Origin of the sequence: Flavobacterium franklandianum, assembly GCF_007097365.1 — a bacterium.
In the GTDB taxonomy this organism is placed as follows: domain Bacteria; phylum Bacteroidota; class Bacteroidia; order Flavobacteriales; family Flavobacteriaceae; genus Flavobacterium; species Flavobacterium franklandianum.
Genome location: NZ_VJZR01000005.1, coordinates 46,979 through 65,916 on the forward strand (window position 1 = coordinate 46,979; position 18,938 = coordinate 65,916).

General features: G+C 34.6%; 10 protein-coding genes. 9 read left to right on the forward strand and 1 reads right to left on the reverse strand.

What is annotated here, in order from left to right; all coding sequences use genetic code 11:
* Window positions 1-9 precede the first annotated feature (9 nt).
* Window positions 10-882: a helix-turn-helix domain-containing protein gene (locus tag FNW17_RS07795; RefSeq protein WP_143389280.1), complete on the reverse strand. Its 873-nt coding sequence runs from the start codon at window positions 880-882 to the stop codon at window positions 10-12.
* Between the two features lie 182 nt (window positions 883-1,064).
* Between FNW17_RS07795 and FNW17_RS07800 the strand changes: the two genes are divergently transcribed.
* The 9 genes from FNW17_RS07800 to FNW17_RS07840 all read left to right on the forward strand — a co-directional run bounded on the left by FNW17_RS07800 (window position 1,065) and on the right by FNW17_RS07840 (window position 18,718).
* Window positions 1,065-4,280: a SusC/RagA family TonB-linked outer membrane protein gene (locus tag FNW17_RS07800; RefSeq protein ID WP_143389279.1), complete on the forward strand. Its 3,216-nt coding sequence runs from the start codon at window positions 1,065-1,067 to the stop codon at window positions 4,278-4,280.
* Window positions 4,281-4,296: 16 nt separating this feature from the next.
* Entirely contained in the window at window positions 4,297-6,000 is a 1,704-nt protein-coding gene (locus FNW17_RS07805) for a RagB/SusD family nutrient uptake outer membrane protein (protein WP_143389278.1), read from the forward strand.
* Between the two features lie 29 nt (window positions 6,001-6,029).
* Window positions 6,030-6,809: a hypothetical protein gene (locus tag FNW17_RS07810; RefSeq protein ID WP_144071361.1), complete on the forward strand. Its 780-nt coding sequence runs from the start codon at window positions 6,030-6,032 to the stop codon at window positions 6,807-6,809.
* 246 nt (window positions 6,810-7,055) lie between these two features.
* The gene (locus FNW17_RS07815) at window positions 7,056-8,114 is read left to right on the forward strand and encodes a glycoside hydrolase family 16 protein (protein WP_235893260.1); all 1,059 of its coding nucleotides are present in this window, start codon (window positions 7,056-7,058) and stop codon (window positions 8,112-8,114) included.
* 128 nt (window positions 8,115-8,242) lie between these two features.
* A complete protein-coding gene (locus FNW17_RS07820) occupies window positions 8,243-9,088 on the forward strand; it encodes an endonuclease/exonuclease/phosphatase family protein (RefSeq protein ID WP_143389276.1) in 846 nt (281 codons plus the stop codon).
* 84 nt (window positions 9,089-9,172) lie between these two features.
* Window positions 9,173-11,323, forward strand: coding sequence for a beta-glucosidase family protein (locus FNW17_RS07825; protein ID WP_235893261.1), 2,151 nt, complete (start codon window positions 9,173-9,175; stop codon window positions 11,321-11,323).
* A gap of 37 nt (window positions 11,324-11,360) precedes the next feature.
* The gene (locus tag FNW17_RS07830; protein WP_143389274.1) at window positions 11,361-12,818 is read left to right on the forward strand and encodes a glycoside hydrolase family 30 protein; all 1,458 of its coding nucleotides are present in this window, start codon (window positions 11,361-11,363) and stop codon (window positions 12,816-12,818) included.
* Between the two features lie 77 nt (window positions 12,819-12,895).
* Window positions 12,896-14,629 carry a cellulase family glycosylhydrolase gene (locus FNW17_RS07835; protein ID WP_143389273.1) on the forward strand — a complete coding sequence of 578 codons (1,734 nt, stop codon included), beginning with the start codon at window positions 12,896-12,898 and terminating at the stop codon, window positions 14,627-14,629.
* A gap of 63 nt (window positions 14,630-14,692) precedes the next feature.
* Window positions 14,693-18,718 (forward strand): FG-GAP-like repeat-containing protein, encoded by a 4,026-nt coding sequence (locus FNW17_RS07840; RefSeq protein WP_144071364.1) that lies wholly within the window; start codon window positions 14,693-14,695, stop codon window positions 18,716-18,718.
* Window positions 18,719-18,938: the final 220 nt, after the last annotated feature.

The window sequence follows — 18,938 nt, forward strand, 5'->3', positions numbered from 1 at the left end:
ATTGGTAAACTACAACACTCTTTTTACTCCTATAAACTGTTTTTTAAATTCCTTAGGCGTTGTATTTTTTGCCTGTTTAAACAATCTGTTGAAATTAGCAATATTGTTAAACCCACATTTAAAGCTTATTTCACCGATACTTAATTCGGTTTCTAATAACCATCTAGAGGCAAAACTAATTCGGGTGTCATTTAAATAATGAATAAAAGTTTTTCCTGTTCTTTGTTTGATAAACCTGTTGAATGAAACAGAACTCATGTTGACCAATTCTGAAATTTGATCCAAAGTAATGGTCTTCGAAAAATTTTCCTGAATGTAATCGTACACTTTCTTAATCTTGTCACTATTATGGAAATCTTCTCTTTCATCACTTGATATAGAAAGTGATTTTTGACTATCAGAAATGGCTAGGTCATTCAAAATAGAGATAAACTCTAAATAATATTGCAAACCTGTTATTCGAGACAAAAGCATTATTCTAGGCATCATTAGATTTGTCGTTTCACGAGAAAAAAGAATGCCATGTTTTGCCCTACTAAACATATCACTAATAGGTTTAAATATTCTTCTAGATAACATTTTTTTATCTAGCAAATCATTGTGAATATGAATTGTGATTTCATAAATCTCTTTACAAGTGCAATTATGAAGCTCCCAACCATGAACCACGTTTGGGCCAACCATTACCAGCTCTAAATCGTCAATTTCATCAGAGTGATCTCCAACAATTCGTCTGACTCCTTTTCCTCTATAAATAAAGTTAAGTTCATATTCGGGATGAAAGTGTATGGGAAAATCAAAATCATCTTTTACCCTTTGCTCCACCAAAAAACTATCTTCAGGGATCAGTCTAGTAATTTCTCTGTAGGCGTCCTTAATCATAATTAAATTTTATATACAATAATTAATAGTGGAATTAATTTCATGATTAGTAAAAAATTGATTAATAAATGACAAAAATCAATTAATATAACTTTAACATAATATTTACATTTGTAAATGTATTGCTTTTTCTAATAAGGAAACAATACAATTAACAAATAACTAACCAAAATTTTAGAAAAATGAAATTAACAAAATTAATTATTTTTTGTTTCTTATCCGTTCTATTTTCAGTTTATGGGCAAGCACAAGATCTTACCATTAAAGGAAAAGTAATTGACGAAAACGGATTACCTGTTCCAGGTGTTTCCGTTTTAATTAAAGGAACCGCTAAGGCAACATCTTCGGACATGGATGGAAATTATCAATTAAAGGCAGATTCAAATGGCACTTTAGTTTTTAGTTTCGTAGGTTACGGAACAGTTCAAGAATCCATTAAAGGACGAACTACCATTAATGCAAAACTTAATCCTGAATCGCAATCGTTACAGGAGGTTGTTGTTGTAGGATATGGTACACAAAAAAAGGGCCTTATTACAGGAGCTAGCTCCAACTTTAAGGGGGAAGATCTTGCAGCTTTGAATACCGGATCGGCAATGGATGCTCTTCAAGGGATTGCAGCGGGTGTAAACATTACGAAAAATAATGGATCCCCAGGGGCAGGAACTAGAGTAACCATTCGTGGTATAGGAACTATTGGTAACTCAAATCCATTATACATTGTTGATGGAGTACCTGTAGGAAATATCGATTATTTAAACCCATCGGACATTGAGTCTATTGATGTTTTAAAAGATGCGGCATCAGCAGCAATTTATGGATCTAGAGCAGCAAATGGTGTTGTTTTAGTTACTACTGTAAAAGGTCGTAAAGGTCGTCCAGCAAAAATTAGCTATGATTACTATTATGGAATCCAAAACACCTACAAAAACTTGGATCCATTGAATGCCCAAGAATACATGTATATTATGGATGAGGGAATGGTTAATGATGGTTTAGCTCCAAACGACTGGAACACCATTGTTCATAACAACAGTTGGTTAGAAACAAATTACCCAGGCGCAGGAAAACAATTGGGCGATGAGGTTTGGGCGAATATACAGGCTGGTGGTTTAGGTACCAATTGGATAAAAGAAATGACCAAAAAAGATGCACCGATAGTAAATCACTCTATGAATATTACTGGTGGTAGTGATGACATTGTTTATGCAGCTGGTCTTTCGTATTTTGATCAAGATGGTGTACTTGGAGGTAATCTTACAGATGCAGGCTACAAAAGACTGACTGCAAGATTCAACACTCAAATGGTATTGAAAAAGAATGATAGCCACAGCATTATTACTGTTGGTGAAAATTTCACTTATACAAATACACAAAATAGAGGTGTAGGAACTGGTAACATTTATTATAACGATTTACACAATGCCTTAGTTCAAAATCCTTTGCAACCTGCTTATTGGCAAACTTCAATTGATAGAAACATAAGTCCGTTTGGATTTACTCCTACTTTAGACGGATTGTCAACTGGGCAAACCAACCCATTAGCGGTGATGTTTTACAGACACAACTTTAATTACGGTAAAGGAAACAATATTATAGGAAATGCGTTTTTAGAAATTGAGCCTTTTTTAAATTTAAAATTTAGATCTGTTTATGGCGTTGATTCTTGGTTTGGTTATGGTAGATCTATGAATCCAACCAATCATTTAGGGGTACTGTATAATGATGCTGTAAATGGCGCTTCTCAAAACTCGTACTTTGGGGCGAATACCACTTGGACCAATACTGTTTCTTATGACAAAAAAATTGGAGAACATAAAATTAACGGTGTAATTGGAACAGAATTATTACAAAATCAAGTTAACAACAACGTTAGCGGTTCTAGAAACAATTTATTATTTGGTGAAGACCCAAAATATGCGTATCTAAACAATACTTCATCTCCTAAAACAATCAGTGATATTAACACTAATGGTGCTGACTGGGCTGCAGGTGGTGGTGGCATTCACTCTTTCTTTGCTAGAGCGCAATACGATTATAACGAAAAATACCTACTTGCTGCTACAATGCGTGCTGATGGATCTTCTAATTTCGCTCCAGAGAATAGATGGGGTTACTTTCCTTCAGTATCTGCGGGTTGGGTAATTACAAAAGAAGATTTTATGTCAAGCACTTCAAGTGTTCTTAATTTTGCCAAATTTAGAGCAAGTTGGGGACAAAACGGAAATCAATCTATTAGTCCTTTTCAATATTCTTCACAAATTGCTTATGCTTTTCCAGGATACTTTTTTGGAGATACCAAACCAGTTTCTGGCACAACATCTTATCCTCAAACAGTGCCAAATCCTGATATTAAATGGGAAACTTCTGAGCAGTTAGATTTTGGTCTTGATGCCAAACTATTTGATTCAAGATTAGGATTGACATTAGACTGGTATAAAAAAGTAACCAAAGACTGGTTGGTAGTAGCGCCTATTTTAGGAACATTTGGTGCTGGCGCTCCATTCGTTAATGGTGGTGATGTGGAGAATTCAGGTTTTGAATATTCTGTAAACTGGAATGACAAAGCGGGTGATTTTAAATATGGAATCACTCTAAGTGGTGCTCATAACAAAAATAAAGTAACAAGAATTGCAAACTCAGATGGAATAATTCAAGGACCAGGCAATGTTCTCGCACAAGGAACAGCGCCAGTTTCTAGAGTACAAGTAGGACAACCTATTGGATTTTTCTATGGATTCAAAACTGATGGTATCTTACAAAACCAACAAGAGGTTAACGCTTATGTAACTCCTGATGGAGCTCCATACTTTGCGGATCAACGTCCCGGAGATGTTCGTTTTGTAGATCAAAATCAAGATGGAGCAATTGACGATAAAGACAAAGTATATCTAGGAAATCCTAATCCAGATTTCGAATTGGGTATCCAATTGAACTTTGAATACAAAGGAGTCTATATGAATACTACTATGGCTGGTAAATTTGGAATGCAAGTAATGCAATCATACAGATCATTTGCTGATAGTCCTAAACAAAATTACACCTCTGATGTATTTAATCGTTGGCATGGTGAGGGCACTTCGAATACAATGCCTAGATTGTCTGCAACTTCCAATAGAAACACACAAAATGTTTCCGATATTTTTATGCAAGATGCAGATTATTTAAGAATTAATAATTTAACTTTAGGCTATAATTTCAAAGAACTTCTTTCGCAAGTCAAATTTTTGTCTAACCTAAAATTATATATGGCAGTTAATAACCTATATACCTTTACAAAATATGACGGTATGGATCCTGAGGTTCGTTTTGGAGACAACGGCTGGGCATCAGGAGTTGACCTTGGATTGTATCCTCAAGCCAGAACTGTAATGTTTGGATTAAGTGCAGATTTTTAATATTAAAATAAAGAACATGAAAAAAATAATAAATTTTGTAGCAATTGCAACCCTTTTTGTTGCTTCAAGTTGCTCAGACTACTTAGACTCTGAGAATCTTTACGGAAAAAGTTTGGAGACTTATTATAAAACTCCAACAGATATTACCGAGGCAATGTCAGGTGTTTACAACGCAATTTACGTGAGTGGAATTTTTAGCGAAGAACAAATGGCTGCCAATTTGATGGATAATATGATGCTTGGTGGTGGTGGTGCAGATGATGCAGGAGCACAACGAGCTGATAACTTTGAAGATCCGACAGACGATACATATCGTGATGTTTGGGTTCAATCTTATAATGGAATTTCGAGAGCCAATGCTATTATTGAAAAAACTGAGGTTGCAGATTTTTCTACCTTTTTTACTACTAAAGCAGAAGCTGATAAATTTAAAAAGCAAGCTATTGGTGAGGCTTTATTTATGAGAGGCTTCTTTTACTTTAGATTGGCCAAATTTTTTGGAGGCGTTCCTCTTATTGTAAAAACAGACGGTGACAGATTTGTTCCAAGAGCTACCTACACTGAAACGTTTGCACAAATCACCAGTGATTTGAAATTAGCAATCGAGACAATTCCAGCTACTCCATTTACAAGCATTCCAACATCGCAATATGGCCATGCCAACAAATGGGTTGCTGAAGCCTATATGGCACGTGTTTACTTGTTTTATACTGGTTACATGACCAATATCGAAAAAGCTGCAACCACTGATTTACCTTTAGTGGGTGGTGCAAAATTATCTGCAACAGATGTTACTGCCTATTTGAGTGACTGTATGACAAATAGTGGACACGCTTTAGTGTCTGATTTTAGAAATTTATGGCCTTACTCTTATTTAAACAAAAGTGCTGGTTCAGATATATTGCCTTGGGCAAAAACTAATAATTTGTCTTGGGTTGGACAAGATGGTATCACACCCACTTTCGGAACAGGGAATCGCGAAACTATGTTCTCTCAAAGATTCTCTTTTGGAGATTGGGGATGGAGCAATGGAAATATCTACACCAATAGACTTTGCTTATTTAACGGAATGCGTGATAATTCACTCATACCGTTTGGTCAAGGTTGGGGATGGTGTACTGTAAATCCAAAAATATGGAACACATGGTCTGATGCCGATCCAAGAAAAGAAGGATCTATTCTTCAAGTGGGGCAAGCAGCACAAGGAACAGCCGGTTACGTAGGAGACAAAGGTTTTCACGAAACAGGATATTGGAACAAAAAATACACTCCTTTGCAACATGGTTCATCAACAGGAACTAAAGGAATGTTTGTACAAATGTATGGTTGGGGTAACGCTGATATGCAATTAATGCATGCACAAGATTTTATCTATATGCGTTATGCCGATGTATTGTTAATGCACTCTGAAATTACTAAAACAGCTACTGGCATGAATGCTGTAAGGTCTAGAGCAGGATTACCAGCTGTTGCCTATTCTGTGGACGCTATAAAAGAAGAGCGTTTACATGAGTTTGCATTCGAAGCATTACACTGGTTTGACTTAGTTCGTTGGGGAGATGTAACTACAGCTTATAACGATTCTTTTCCTGTAAAAAATGTAGGAGTAACTGCCACTTATAGTGCAAAATATAGAGCTGAAACAAAAGGATTGCTTTCAATTCCGGAAACGGAAATAAGATTGTCAAATGGAGTTTATACTCAAAACCCAGGTTGGTAATATTTAATAATCATTAAAAAAATATAATTATGAAAAATATTAAAATAATGTATCTTTTACTAGCTTCGTTTGTGCTGATTTTTTCGGCTTGCGAACCTATAGTAGATGAAACAAGCTTAGTAGACTCTACTAATGTTGAGGGTGTTCAATTAGTAGCTACCCAAAGTACCCCAGGCGGAAATAAGGTAACTCTTAAAATGGTTACACCTGGCATTACAGGATATTGGAATTTTAACTTAGGAAAAGCCCTAACGAATGAAGTAACAGTTGTTTATCCTATACCAGGAAAAAACACATTTACTTATGTAGGTACTTTAGGTTCACAATTCTTCTCAAAAACTATTGATGTTCAAATCGACAAACTAGATACACCTTTAAATCAAGATTGGTATGATTTAGTAAGTAATAACACTGCTACAGGTAAAACTTGGGTTTTTGATAGAGCTGTAAATCTATGGTGGTTCATGTCTGCTCCAAACAACCCTGATGGCGCAATGGGAGCTTGGTGGGATGCAAATAATTGTTGTCCTCCTTCTGATGCAGGTGGAAAAATGCACTTCGATTTAAATGGGGCGGCCAATTTCAACCATTATGAAACTACTTCTGCTACACCTAAAAAAGGAAGTTTTGTATTAGATGTGCCTAATAAAAAATTGATTATTACTGGATCAAAAATGTTAGGTTATTCAGCTGGAAACAAAGATGGTGTATATCAAATTATTGAACTTACACCAACTAAAATGGTTCTTTATTTAAGCAATAACGAAGCAAATGGCACAGGTTGGACTTTTGTTTTCAAACCGCTATAGTGAATTAGTGAATTAATATGTTATCAAAAAGGGAAGTTATAATGCTTCCCTTTTTTGAATAACAAATTTTTTAGTTTTATAATAATAGCAATTTATAAGAAATTTTAAATTGATTACTACTTATTCTAACAAAATTTTATTTTTAAATAATCCAAAGAAAAGTAATCTTAACTAAGAACTAAAACGGTATTGGTTAAAATTATTTTTAAGTTATTTCCTGAATAAAATTCAATCCAAATAATAAAAATGTTTAAAAAAATTCTCGTTTTTCCAACGTTACTGTTGTGTGTTTTAATAAGCTGTAGCTCTGGCGATAGCGGAGGTGGTAAAACCCCAGACAATCCACAAATAAATGTTGCAATAAACACCGAAATAGTAGGAACTACTGTTCAAATGCTAAATGGCGATGGAAATGGATTGGTGAAATTTAATATTACACCTAGTAGTGGAGTATCTTATAAAATTGTATTTGGTGACGGTGAAATAGCAGAAACCACTACCGGAACAATTACGCATACGTATAAATCAAGTGGAACAAAAACTTACACTATAGATGTTACCGTTTTCAATGGTTTAAAATATTTTACCGCTACAAAATCAATTGTAGTTTTTGTTGCTACTATCCAAGTTTGGGGCGACGAATTTAATATAGATGGCGCTCCAGATAGTAATAAATGGGCTCTTCAATTATGGGATCCAGGGCGTGTTAATAACGAACTTCAATCCTATACCAATCGTCCAGAAAACGTAATTATAGAAGGGGGCGTTTTGAAAATAAAAGCTATCCGAGAAAAATATGGAAAAGGAGACTTTACTTCAGCTAGATTAGAATCCAATGGAAAATTTGATTTTACTTATGGCAAAATAGTAATTAGAGCAAAAGTACCTACAGGAGTTGGGACTTGGCCCGCAGTCTGGATGCTCGGTAGTAATATTGGCAGTGTTGGTTGGCCTGCTTGTGGTGAGATAGATATTTTAGAATCTGTTGGGAAAAATCCGAACCAAAATCATTCTTCTTTACACTCGCCTGGACGTTCTGGAAATACACCAGATACAAGCACTATTAAGGTACCAAATGACAACACAGAATTTCATATTTATACAGCAGATTGGCGTGCAGATTATATAAAATTTTCTGTTGATGATGTGGTTTATTACACTTTCGTAAATTCAGATAAATTTCCATTCAACAAAAATTTTTACTTAATTGTAAATTTAGCAATGGGAGGAGTTTGGGGAGGACCTGTAGATCCGAATTTTACTTCTTCTACCTTGCAAGTAGATTACATTAGAGTTTATAATTAATGGTTTTGGTTAGTTAGCTTTTCATTATTTGCTTCTGTTTCCCTTAACAGAAGCAATAATGAAAACAAAATGTTTTAAACCCCAAATCATCTTTTTCAGTTTTCTTTACTCACATTTACGATATTCAAATGAAATATTCATGGACTTTAATGATACTATTCTTTCTCTTTTTAGGGAATGCACAATCAGTAAAGTTAATGACCTACAACATCCGTTTAGACATTGAGAGTGATGGAGAAAATAAATGGTCAAATCGAAAAGAGTTTTTAACATCGCAACTACATTTTTACGAACCCGATATTTTTGGAGTTCAAGAAGCAAAACCCAATCAAGTTATTGATATAGCTGCTGCCCTATCTCAATATAATGTAATTGGCATCGGAAGAGATGGTGTAAACCAAGGCGAATCTTCGAATATTTATTATAAAAAAAAGCGTTTCAAAGTAGTACAAAATAGCACTTTTTGGTTATCAGAAACCCCAGATAAAATTTCTAAGGGTTGGGATGCAGCATTCAATAGGGTGTGCACCTATGCTTTATTTAAAGATTTGAAAACAAAAACCAGCTTTTGGGTTTTCAATACCCATTTAGATCATATGGGAGAATTGGCTAGGACAAACGGAATTCAACTCATTCTTTCGAAAATAGCGTCACTGAATACAAAAAAATATCCCGTGATTTTTATGGGTGATTTTAATTCAAAACCAAAAGAAGAGCGGATTATTTCTCTAAAAAAAGAAATGTTAGACACAAGGGAAATTTCAAGAGAAAAACCTTTTGGACCCACCGGAACATTCAATGATTTTAAACACAATGAACCCGTGACAGAATGCATAGATTATATATTTATTTCAAAAAACAGCAACTTCAAAGTCTGGAAATATGCCATTTTAAGCGATTCTAAAGATTTAAAATATCCGTCTGACCACCTGCCTGTTTATGTTGAATTAGTAGTAACAAAATATAAAATTTAGGAAACAAAACAAAAACAAAAAAAAATGACATTTATGTTTAAGAGCACTTTTAAAAAATTATTATTTGTAATTATTTGTAACACTATGCTAGTTATAAGCACCAAAGCCCAGGAAAATAAAAACTCAAAGTCAATTGAAGCTAAAATAGATGCTATAATATCTTCCTTAACTTTAGAGGAAAAAGTAGCTATGTGTCATGCTCAATCCAAATTTAGTTCGCCTGGAGTAGAAAGACTTGGCATCCCAGAATTATGGATGTCTGATGGGCCTCACGGCGTTCGAGGAGAAATAAATTGGGACAATTGGGGATATGCCAATTGGACTAATGATTCTATAACTGCCTTTCCAGCTTTAACATGTTTAGCGTCGACATTTAATCCGAAATTAGCTAAAGATTACGGAATAAGCATTGGTGAAGAAGCACGTTACAGAAAAAAAGATGTGTTATTAGGTCCTGGAGTAAATATGTATCGAACTCCGCTAAATGGTCGAAATTTTGAATATATGGGAGAAGATCCCTATTTGGCTTCAAAAATGGTGGTTCCTTACATTCAAGGCGTTCAACAAAATGGAGTTGCAGCTTGTGTCAAACATTATGCACTCAACAATCAAGAATTATGGAGAGGTCATATCAACGTAGAAGTTAGTGACAGAGCTTTACACGAAATTTATTTACCTGCATTTAAAGCTGCTGTCGAAGAAGGCAAGGTTTGGTCTATTATGGGATCCTATAATCAGTTTAGAGGACAATTTTGTTGCCACAATGATCTATTATTGAATAAAATATTAAAAAAAGATTGGAATTTTGACGGAGTAGTAATCACCGATTGGGGTGGCGCACATGATACTAAACAAGCAGCCCTGAATGGATTAGATATAGAAATGGGAACTGGTACAGATGGATTAACAACCTCTACTAAAAACGCCTACGATTCGTATTATCTAGCCAATCCCTTTTTGAAAATGCTTAAAAGTGGCGAAATTAAAGAAGAAATTTTAAACGATAAAGTGAGAAGAATTTTACGTTTGATGTTCCGAACCAATATGCACCAGGATCGTACTTTAGGAAGAATAAACAATCAAGAACATATTGATGTTGCTCGAAAAATTGCAGGAGAAGGAATTGTGTTATTAAAAAATGAGGCATCGTTCTTTCCAATTAATACCTCCAAAAAAATTACTATTGCAGTGATTGGCGAAAATGCAACAAAATCAATGACCATTGGTGGTGGTTCGTCTGAATTGAAAGCCTTGAATGAAATAACTCCTTTAGATGGATTGAAAAATCGATACAAAAACGCCACTATAATACATGCTAAGGGTTATGCTTCTGGCCCTTCTGCTTATGGTAGAGTTATACCTTCGACTTTAGATGCAAATCAACTAAAAAAAGAGGCCATTGAAGCCGCTTCAAAAGCAGATATTGTATTGTTTTTTGGCGGATTAAATAAAAATCACCTTCAAGATTGTGAAGGAGTAGATAGAACAGAATATAAATTACCATTTGGACAAGATGAACTTTTGAATGAGCTTTTAAAAGTAAATTCAAATATTGGAGTGGTATTAGTAAGTGGAAATGCAGTCGAAATACCGTGGATATCGAAAGTAAAAGCCATTATGCAAACTTGGTATTTAGGAAGTGTTGCTGGCGATGCCATTGCTGATGTTATCAGTGGAGATGTAAATCCATCTGGAAAACTACCCTTTTCGTTTCCTAAAAAATTAAGCGATAATGCAGCCCATTCATTTGGAGAATTGAGTTATCCAGGTGATAATGTAAACCAATATTACAAAGAAGATATTTTGGTGGGATATCGTTGGCATGACACCAAAAAAATCAAACCATTATTTGCTTTTGGAGAAGGACTGTCTTACACCACTTTTGAGCTTTCAAAATTGGATTCAGATAAGAAAGTATATTCGGAAAATGAAGCCATAACAATTTCTGGAACTGTTTCTAACAAAGGAAATCTTGACGGTGCCGAAGTCGTGCAAGTTTACATCGGAAAATTAAATTCGAAAGTGAGTAGAGCCGAAAAAGAACTGAAAGGTTTTGAAAAAGTGGAAGTTAAAAAAGGTGAAAACGGTACTTTCAAAATTTCGATCGACACGAATAGCTTGAGTTTTTATGACGAAACTATTTCGAATTGGAATCTTGAAAAAGGAGATTATATGATTTATATCGGAAATTCATCTTCTAATATTTCAAAAAAAATAAAGATATCTATCCAATAAGCTATAAATCGCAAATAAAAACAATAAATAGCTATATATGAAAGCAACAATTTCAGCACTTATTTTACTAGTTGCATTTAGTGCCTTTTCTCAGCAAAAAAGTAAAATGCAATCCAAACCCTTTTCTGTAAATGGCAAAACAGTTGTGGTTTATACATCGGCTGACAGTACGAATCTGAGAATTACAAATACTGACAATTTGAAATTTTCAGTCTTAAAACAGCCTGTCGAAACTCAGACTTGTGTATTTGTAGATCCCAACAAAACCTTTCAGACTTTTTTAGGAATTGGAGGCGCCATAACAGATGCTAGTGCTGAAGTTTTTGCTAAATTATCCCAAAAAAAACAACAAGAATTATTGAATGCCTATTTCAGCAAAGACAAAGGAATTGGGTATTCACTCATTCGAACCAACATTCACAGTTGCGATTTCAGCAGTGATATGTACACTTATATAGATGAAGGTGATGCCGATTTAAAGACTTTTTCTATTGAACATGACAAAAAATTTAAAATTCCTTTGATCAAAAAAGCAACGGAAACTGCTGGCGGAAAATTGACCTTATTTGTTAGTCCGTGGAGTCCGCCTGCTTTTATGAAGGATAATAAAAACATGCTTAAAGGAGGGAAATTATTGCCTGAATTCTATCAATCTTGGGCCAATTATTATGTAAAATTCATTAACAGCTATCAAAAAGAAGGAATGCCTGTGTGGGGCTTGACGATTCAAAACGAACCTATGGCCAAACAAACTTGGGAATCCTGTGTTTATACCGCCGAGGAAGAACGTGATTTTCTAAAAAATTATCTTGGACCTACACTATCAAAAGCTGGGCTTGGCGACAAAAAAATCACTGTTTGGGATCACAATCGAGATTTGATGACTCAAAGAGCAACCACCATTCTCGACGATCCCGAAGCCAATAAATATGTTTGGGGTGTTGGATTTCACTGGTATGAAACCTGGGCTGGTGGCGACCCTATGTTTGAAAATGTCGGAGCAGTTAAAGAAATGTATCCCAACATAAATTTACTTTTTACCGAAGGCTGCAACGAAAAATTCGATGCCAATAAATACCAACTTTGGAAAAATGGCGAACGTTATGGTAAATCAATGATTAACGATTTCAATAATGGAACCGTAGGGTGGACAGACTGGAATATCCTTTTAGACGAAAAAGGAGGTCCAAATCATGTAGGCAATTTTTGCTTCGCTCCCATTCACGCTGATACCAAAACTGGTGAATTAATCTACACTCCATCCTATTATTTTATTGGACATTTTTCTAAATTCATTGGTAAAAATGCCAAAAGAATTAGTAGCGTTTCTAGCCGCAGTCAACTGATAACGACTTCGTTTTTGAACCAAGATGGCAAAGTGATTACTGTTGTAATGAATCAAAGTAATAAAAAAGTGACTTATAATCTATGCATCGGAACAAATGCAACCGAAGTTTCTATTTTGCCGCATGCCATTCAAACATTAGTGTATTAAAGAATAAATACCAGTTTGAAACAAAGCAACTTACCTATAATCCATTTTTTACAACTTCTATTTTACAAATAATTGAAATGAAAAAAATAATTCTATTTTCTTTAATGTGCTATAGTCTAGCTTCGTTTGGTCAAGGTTTCTTGCATAGAAACGGACAAAACATTGTGGATGGAAACGATAAAAATGTTGTTTTGCGTGGTTTAGGATTAGGCGGTTGGATGATTCAAGAAGGCTATATGATTCAAACCGGTGCTTTTGCAGGACCTCAATATAAAATAAAACAAAGAATCACAGATTTGATTGGTGTCGAAAACACCGAAGAATTCTATAAAGTTTATAAAGCCAACGGAATTACAAAAAGGGACATCGACTCTTTGGCGGCTTGGGGATTCAACTCCATTCGTTTGCCAATGCACTACAATTTATACACCCCTGCAATCGAAAACGAAGTAGACGGTAAAATAACTTGGTTAGAAGAAGGCTTTACCATGACCGATAATTTGCTAAACTGGTGTGCTGAAAATAAAATATATTTAATACTAGATTTACACGGAGCCCCTGGAGGACAAGGCCATGACGCAAATATTTCAGATTACGACACCTCAAAACCTTCGCTTTGGGAAAGTACTGCCAATCAGGATAAAATGGTAGCATTTTGGAAAAAATTGGCACAACGCTACAAAGACAACCCTTGGATTGGAGGGTATGACATCATCAATGAACCCAATTGGAATTTTGATAGTAAGAATTTAAATGGTTGTGATGAAAGGTTAAACATCCCTTTGAGAAATTTAGAAATTAGAATTACAAAAGCCATAAGAGAAGTCGATACGAATCATTTAGTCATCATCGAAGGCAATTGTTGGGGTAATAATTACGACGGAATTTTTCCGCTTTGGGATGATAATATGGCATTGAGTTTTCATAAATATTGGAATCCCAATAACATAGAGTCAATTCAGAAATTCCTAGATTATAGAACAAAGTACAATGTGCCTATTTGGTTAGGAGAAAGTGGCGAAAATTCGAATGTTTGGTTTAAAGAAGTACTTTCGTTAGTCGAAAAAAATAATATTGGTTGGGCTTTTTGGCCAATGAAAAAAATTGAAAATATTGCTGGAGTTAGCTCAGTTCGTATAACTCCTGAATACGAACAAATACTCAACTATTGGAAAAATGGTGGAACGAAACCTACTCAAGAATTTGCCAAGAAAGCATTGATGCAAATTGCAGATAATTATAAAATGGAGAACGTCATCGTCAAACCTGATGTAATTGATGCTATGTTCCGCCAAGTACAAACTAACGACACCAAACCCTATAAAAACCACAAACTGCCAGGAAGAGTATTTGCTACAGAATATGATTTAGGAACAAATGGTTTTGCATACTCTGACAAAGATGTAGCCAATTATGAGGGAACAAAATTTACCCCTTGGAATAAAGGAAACCAAATGAGAAACGATGGCGTTGATATTGTAACCTGTACGGATAAAACTACCAACGGATTTCAGGTTTCCTTCATTGAAGATGGGGAATGGTTGCAATTTACCGTCGAAGCAAAAACTCCAAGTATGTTCGATGTTGCCATTCGATATTCAAGTGAAAAAGCAGGAGGAAAATTGTATTTGGAACAAGATGGAAAGAAAATTTCAGAAACTATTGAACTAACATCTACCGGCGGAGAAATGATTTGGAAAACCGTTTTTCTAAAAAAGGTATCACTAAAAAAAGGCAGCACTAAAATTCGGGTTCATTTTGACGGAGGAAATTTCAATCTTAATTTTATAGAATTTGAAAATTCTCACTAATAGTATTCCGTTTTTCTTTTAAAAAAAATTTAGCAATAAATTTAATTAACAACATAAATGCATATGGCAAAAAACTATAAAAATATTCTCTTTATTCTATTATTATTTTTTATAATAATTTCTAATTTTCCGGTTTTGGCTCAAAATTTTGAACGCATTGAAACTGCAGCTGGATTAGGTAAAATCAAAGAAAATAATGGAACAGCAGTTGCCGATTATGATGGAGACGGTGATTTGGATATTTTTATTGTTGCCAAAGGCAAAGACATTGCAAGTGATGAAAAAACACAAAGTAAATTATTTAGAAATGACAATAACGGCGCTTTCACAGATATAACAAATGAAGCTGGTCTATCTAATTTATTTCCAAATGAAGATCCAAGTGTCGTAAATCCAGCTTTAGACGGAGTGAAATATGGCGTTTCATGGGGGGATTATGACAACGATGGGTTTCCAGATTTGTTTTTTACTCATCTTTATAAAGTACAACTTTTTCGAAATAACGGTAATGGCACTTTTACTGATAAAACAACTCAAGCCGGATTAGTAAAAAACAATAATTGTTGGAACACAAGTGCTACTTGGTTCGATTTCAATAAAGACGGATTTCTTGATATTTACATCGGAAATTGGGAAAAATGCGATTACAATAGTTTTTATATCAATAACGGAAATGGGACATTTAGAAATGCAACAGACAAAGTAAACGGTACTGTTAAAAACAAAAGAACCTACATGGGCATTCCTTTTGATGTGAATACCGATGGATGGATGGATTTGTATGTCACTAATGACAATAAGGTTCCGAATGACTTATATATAAATATTGATGGAAACAGTAGTTTTGAAGACGCTAAAAAATATGGACTTGATAATTCAGGCACCGATATGGGCATTGGCATTGGAGACTATAATAATGATGGCTTTTTTGATTTCTTTATTACCAATATCAACAATAATGTTTTCCTAAAAAACAACGGCGACAACACCTTCAAGAATATTGCTATCGAAAAAAACATGCATAATACAGGATGGGCTTGGAATAATATATTTGCCGATTTTGACCTCGATGGTGATGAAGATTTGTTTGTTGTCAATGGTTTTAGCTTAACTGGACCTCAAAAAAATCGGTATTTTAAAAACTTATTTAATGAGGGTAAAGATGCCTTTCAAGACGCTTCAGATGCAGTAGGTTTAGGAGATTTTACCATTGGGACAAGTGCTTGTGCTTTTGATTTTGATAATGATGGCGACCAAGATGTATTGGTGTCAAACAATGATAGGTCGTCATATTTTTATAACAATCCAACCATTAAAAACGATCAATCTACTCTATTAAAATGGTTTAAAATTTCATTACAAGGGACAGTTTCTAACCGAGATGCAATTGGAACTACAATAACTGTATCAACAGATGTAGGCGCTTTTCACAGGTATTATACGGGATTAGGTTTTTTATCTCAAAGCCTTCAACCCACTCATTTTGGTTTAGGAAAAGCTACTAAAATTATTGAAGTTACCATTAAATGGCCTTCTGGATTAATAGAAAAATATCAAAATTTCGAAACCAATACTTTCATTAAGTTTACAGAAGCTTCAGGATTTAAAGTGGTTGATGTTAAGCCGATAAATTATATATATGGTTGTACTGATCCAAAATCCTGTAATTATAATTCAATGGCTACAAAAGACGATGGTAGTTGTGTTTATTTACCATCAAATGAAATTCTAGGAACTACAACCTCTGGATATAATAATGAAGATACTTATACGTATAACTTGCCTCCAAATTACCAAATTATTTGGACCGTTAAAGGTGGTGAAATCATAGAGGGCAAAGGTACTTCATCAATAAAAATAAAATGGGAGCTAGAAACTACTGGGAGAATTACGGCAGTTGTATCTAATACTAGTTGTTCTAGCACTGTATCAGAATTAAATGTACAACTCCAACTAAATAACGTTTCAAAAAACATTTCTGTTGCTAGAATTTGGAATGAAGCCTTGTTAAAAGCGATACAAAAAGATTTTGCAAGACCTACAGTTCATGCCAGAAATTTGTTTCATACTTCAGTTGCTTTGTATGATAGTTGGGCGATTTATGATCCCAATGCCAAACCTTATTTAATGGGCAATACTATCAACAATTTCGCAAGTGAATTGAAAGATTTTAACCCTTTAGAAGACCCGAAAACTTCCAGCGAAAAGGCGATGAGTTATGCTGCCTATAGATTGTTAACGCATCGTTTCAAAAATTCCCCGGGTAGTGAAAAAAGTTTGGCAAGATTTAATTTGATTATGAATCAATTGGGGTACGACATCAATTTTACATCAACTAATTATGAAACAGGAAATGCTGCCGCATTAGGCAATTATATTGGTCAAACTCTTATAGATTATGGTCTTGTCGACGGCTCTAATGAAGCAAACAAATATGCAAATACATTCTATAAACCTATAAACCCCTCATTAAATGTTAGGGTCAAAGGAGGCAAAACAGGAATGTTAGACCCAAATCGTTGGCAACCATTATCCTTTGACACTTTTATTGATCAAAGTGGAAATATAATTCCCGGCTCAACCCCAGAATTCTTAAGCCCAGAATGGGGCAAAGTATTTCCATTTGCTTTAACCAAAGAAGATAAATCAATTTTCGAAAGAGAAAACAATAAATATGAAGTTTATCATAATCTTAAGTCACCTCCACAATTAAGTATTAGTTCAAAAACGGCTTCAAGTGATCAGTACAAATGGAACTTTTCATTAGTTTCGTATTGGAGTTCTCATTTAGACCCTAATGATGGAGTAATGTGGGATATATCGCCAAAAAATATCGGCAATATTGATTTGAAACTTATCCCAAATGATTTTTCTGAATATCCTAATTTTTATAAAGCTCGTGAAGGTGGCGATATAAGTAAAGGACATCCTTTAAACCCTGCAACAGGAAAACCATACGATTCACAAATTGTACCAAGAGGTGATTATACTAGAGTACTAGCTGAGTTTTGGGCAGATGGTCCAAACTCTGAAACACCTCCTGGACATTGGTTTACAATCTTAAATTATGTTAACGATCATCCGTTGTTTACAAAAAAATTTAATGGAAAAGGAAATGAATTAACACCCTTAGAATGGGATGTGAAATCCTATTTTATTTTAGCTGGAGCTTTACATGACGTGGCTATAACAGTGTGGTCTATCAAAGGGTGGCATGATTATGTGAGACCCATTTCTGCGATTCGATACATGAGTGAACTAGGTCAAAGTTCCGATGTAACATTACCCAACTATCATATTGGAGGAATCCCTTTAGCGGATGGATTTGTTGAAATCGTAAAAACTGGAGATGTATTAAGTGGCACAAACAATGAAAATATTGGCAAAATAAAATTATTTGCTTGGAAAGGGCATGATTATATTAAAAATGCTACAACTGATTTGGCGGGTGTGGGATGGATTCTAGCAGAAAATTGGTGGCCGTATCAACGACCTTCTTTTGTCACTCCACCGTTTGCCGGATACATTTCAGGGCATTCTACTTTTTCTCGAGCAGCTGCAGAAGTCTTGACATTACTAACTGGCGATGCCTTTTTCCCTGGTGGCATGGGAGAATTTAAAGCCAAAAAAAATGATTTTTTAGTTTTCGAAAAAGGACCTTCAGTAGATGTTACCTTACAATGGGCTACTTATAAAGACGCTTCTGATCAAACCAGTCTATCTCGAATTTGGGGAGGAATCCATGTGCCAGTAGATGATTTACCGGGTAGACTTTTAGGCGAAAAAATTGGAGTCGACACCTACAATTTTGCCCTACCCTACTTTAGTTCAGATACTGTTATTACTTCATCTAATGAGATTACTATTTATCCTAATCCATCTATCAATAAAGAAGTAAATATTTCAAATACAAAAGCTACAGATGACTTCATGCTTTTTGATTTAAGTGGAAAATTGTTATCACCTGTAGACAAAATATACAATGAGTCAACAAGAATTACATTCCTGAAACTACCTCAAACTATTACTTCAGGAATTTATATATTAAAGGTGAATGCTCAAGCAAAACTATTATTTGTAAAAGAGTAAAATTAAGATTTGTACGTAACCCTTGTGAAGGTTCAGCTAGTATTTCCAGCTATGTTTTTTTGTTTTTCTTTGTCTAATGACATTCAAAGATTAAACAATACCTTTCTTGTAAACTACATATCAAAATAAACATTAAATAGCTCTTCTAAGCTTTAAGAGGTTAAAAATTATTTTTGGAAATATCCATTGCAAAATCGACAATATTGTATCACAAATTCAT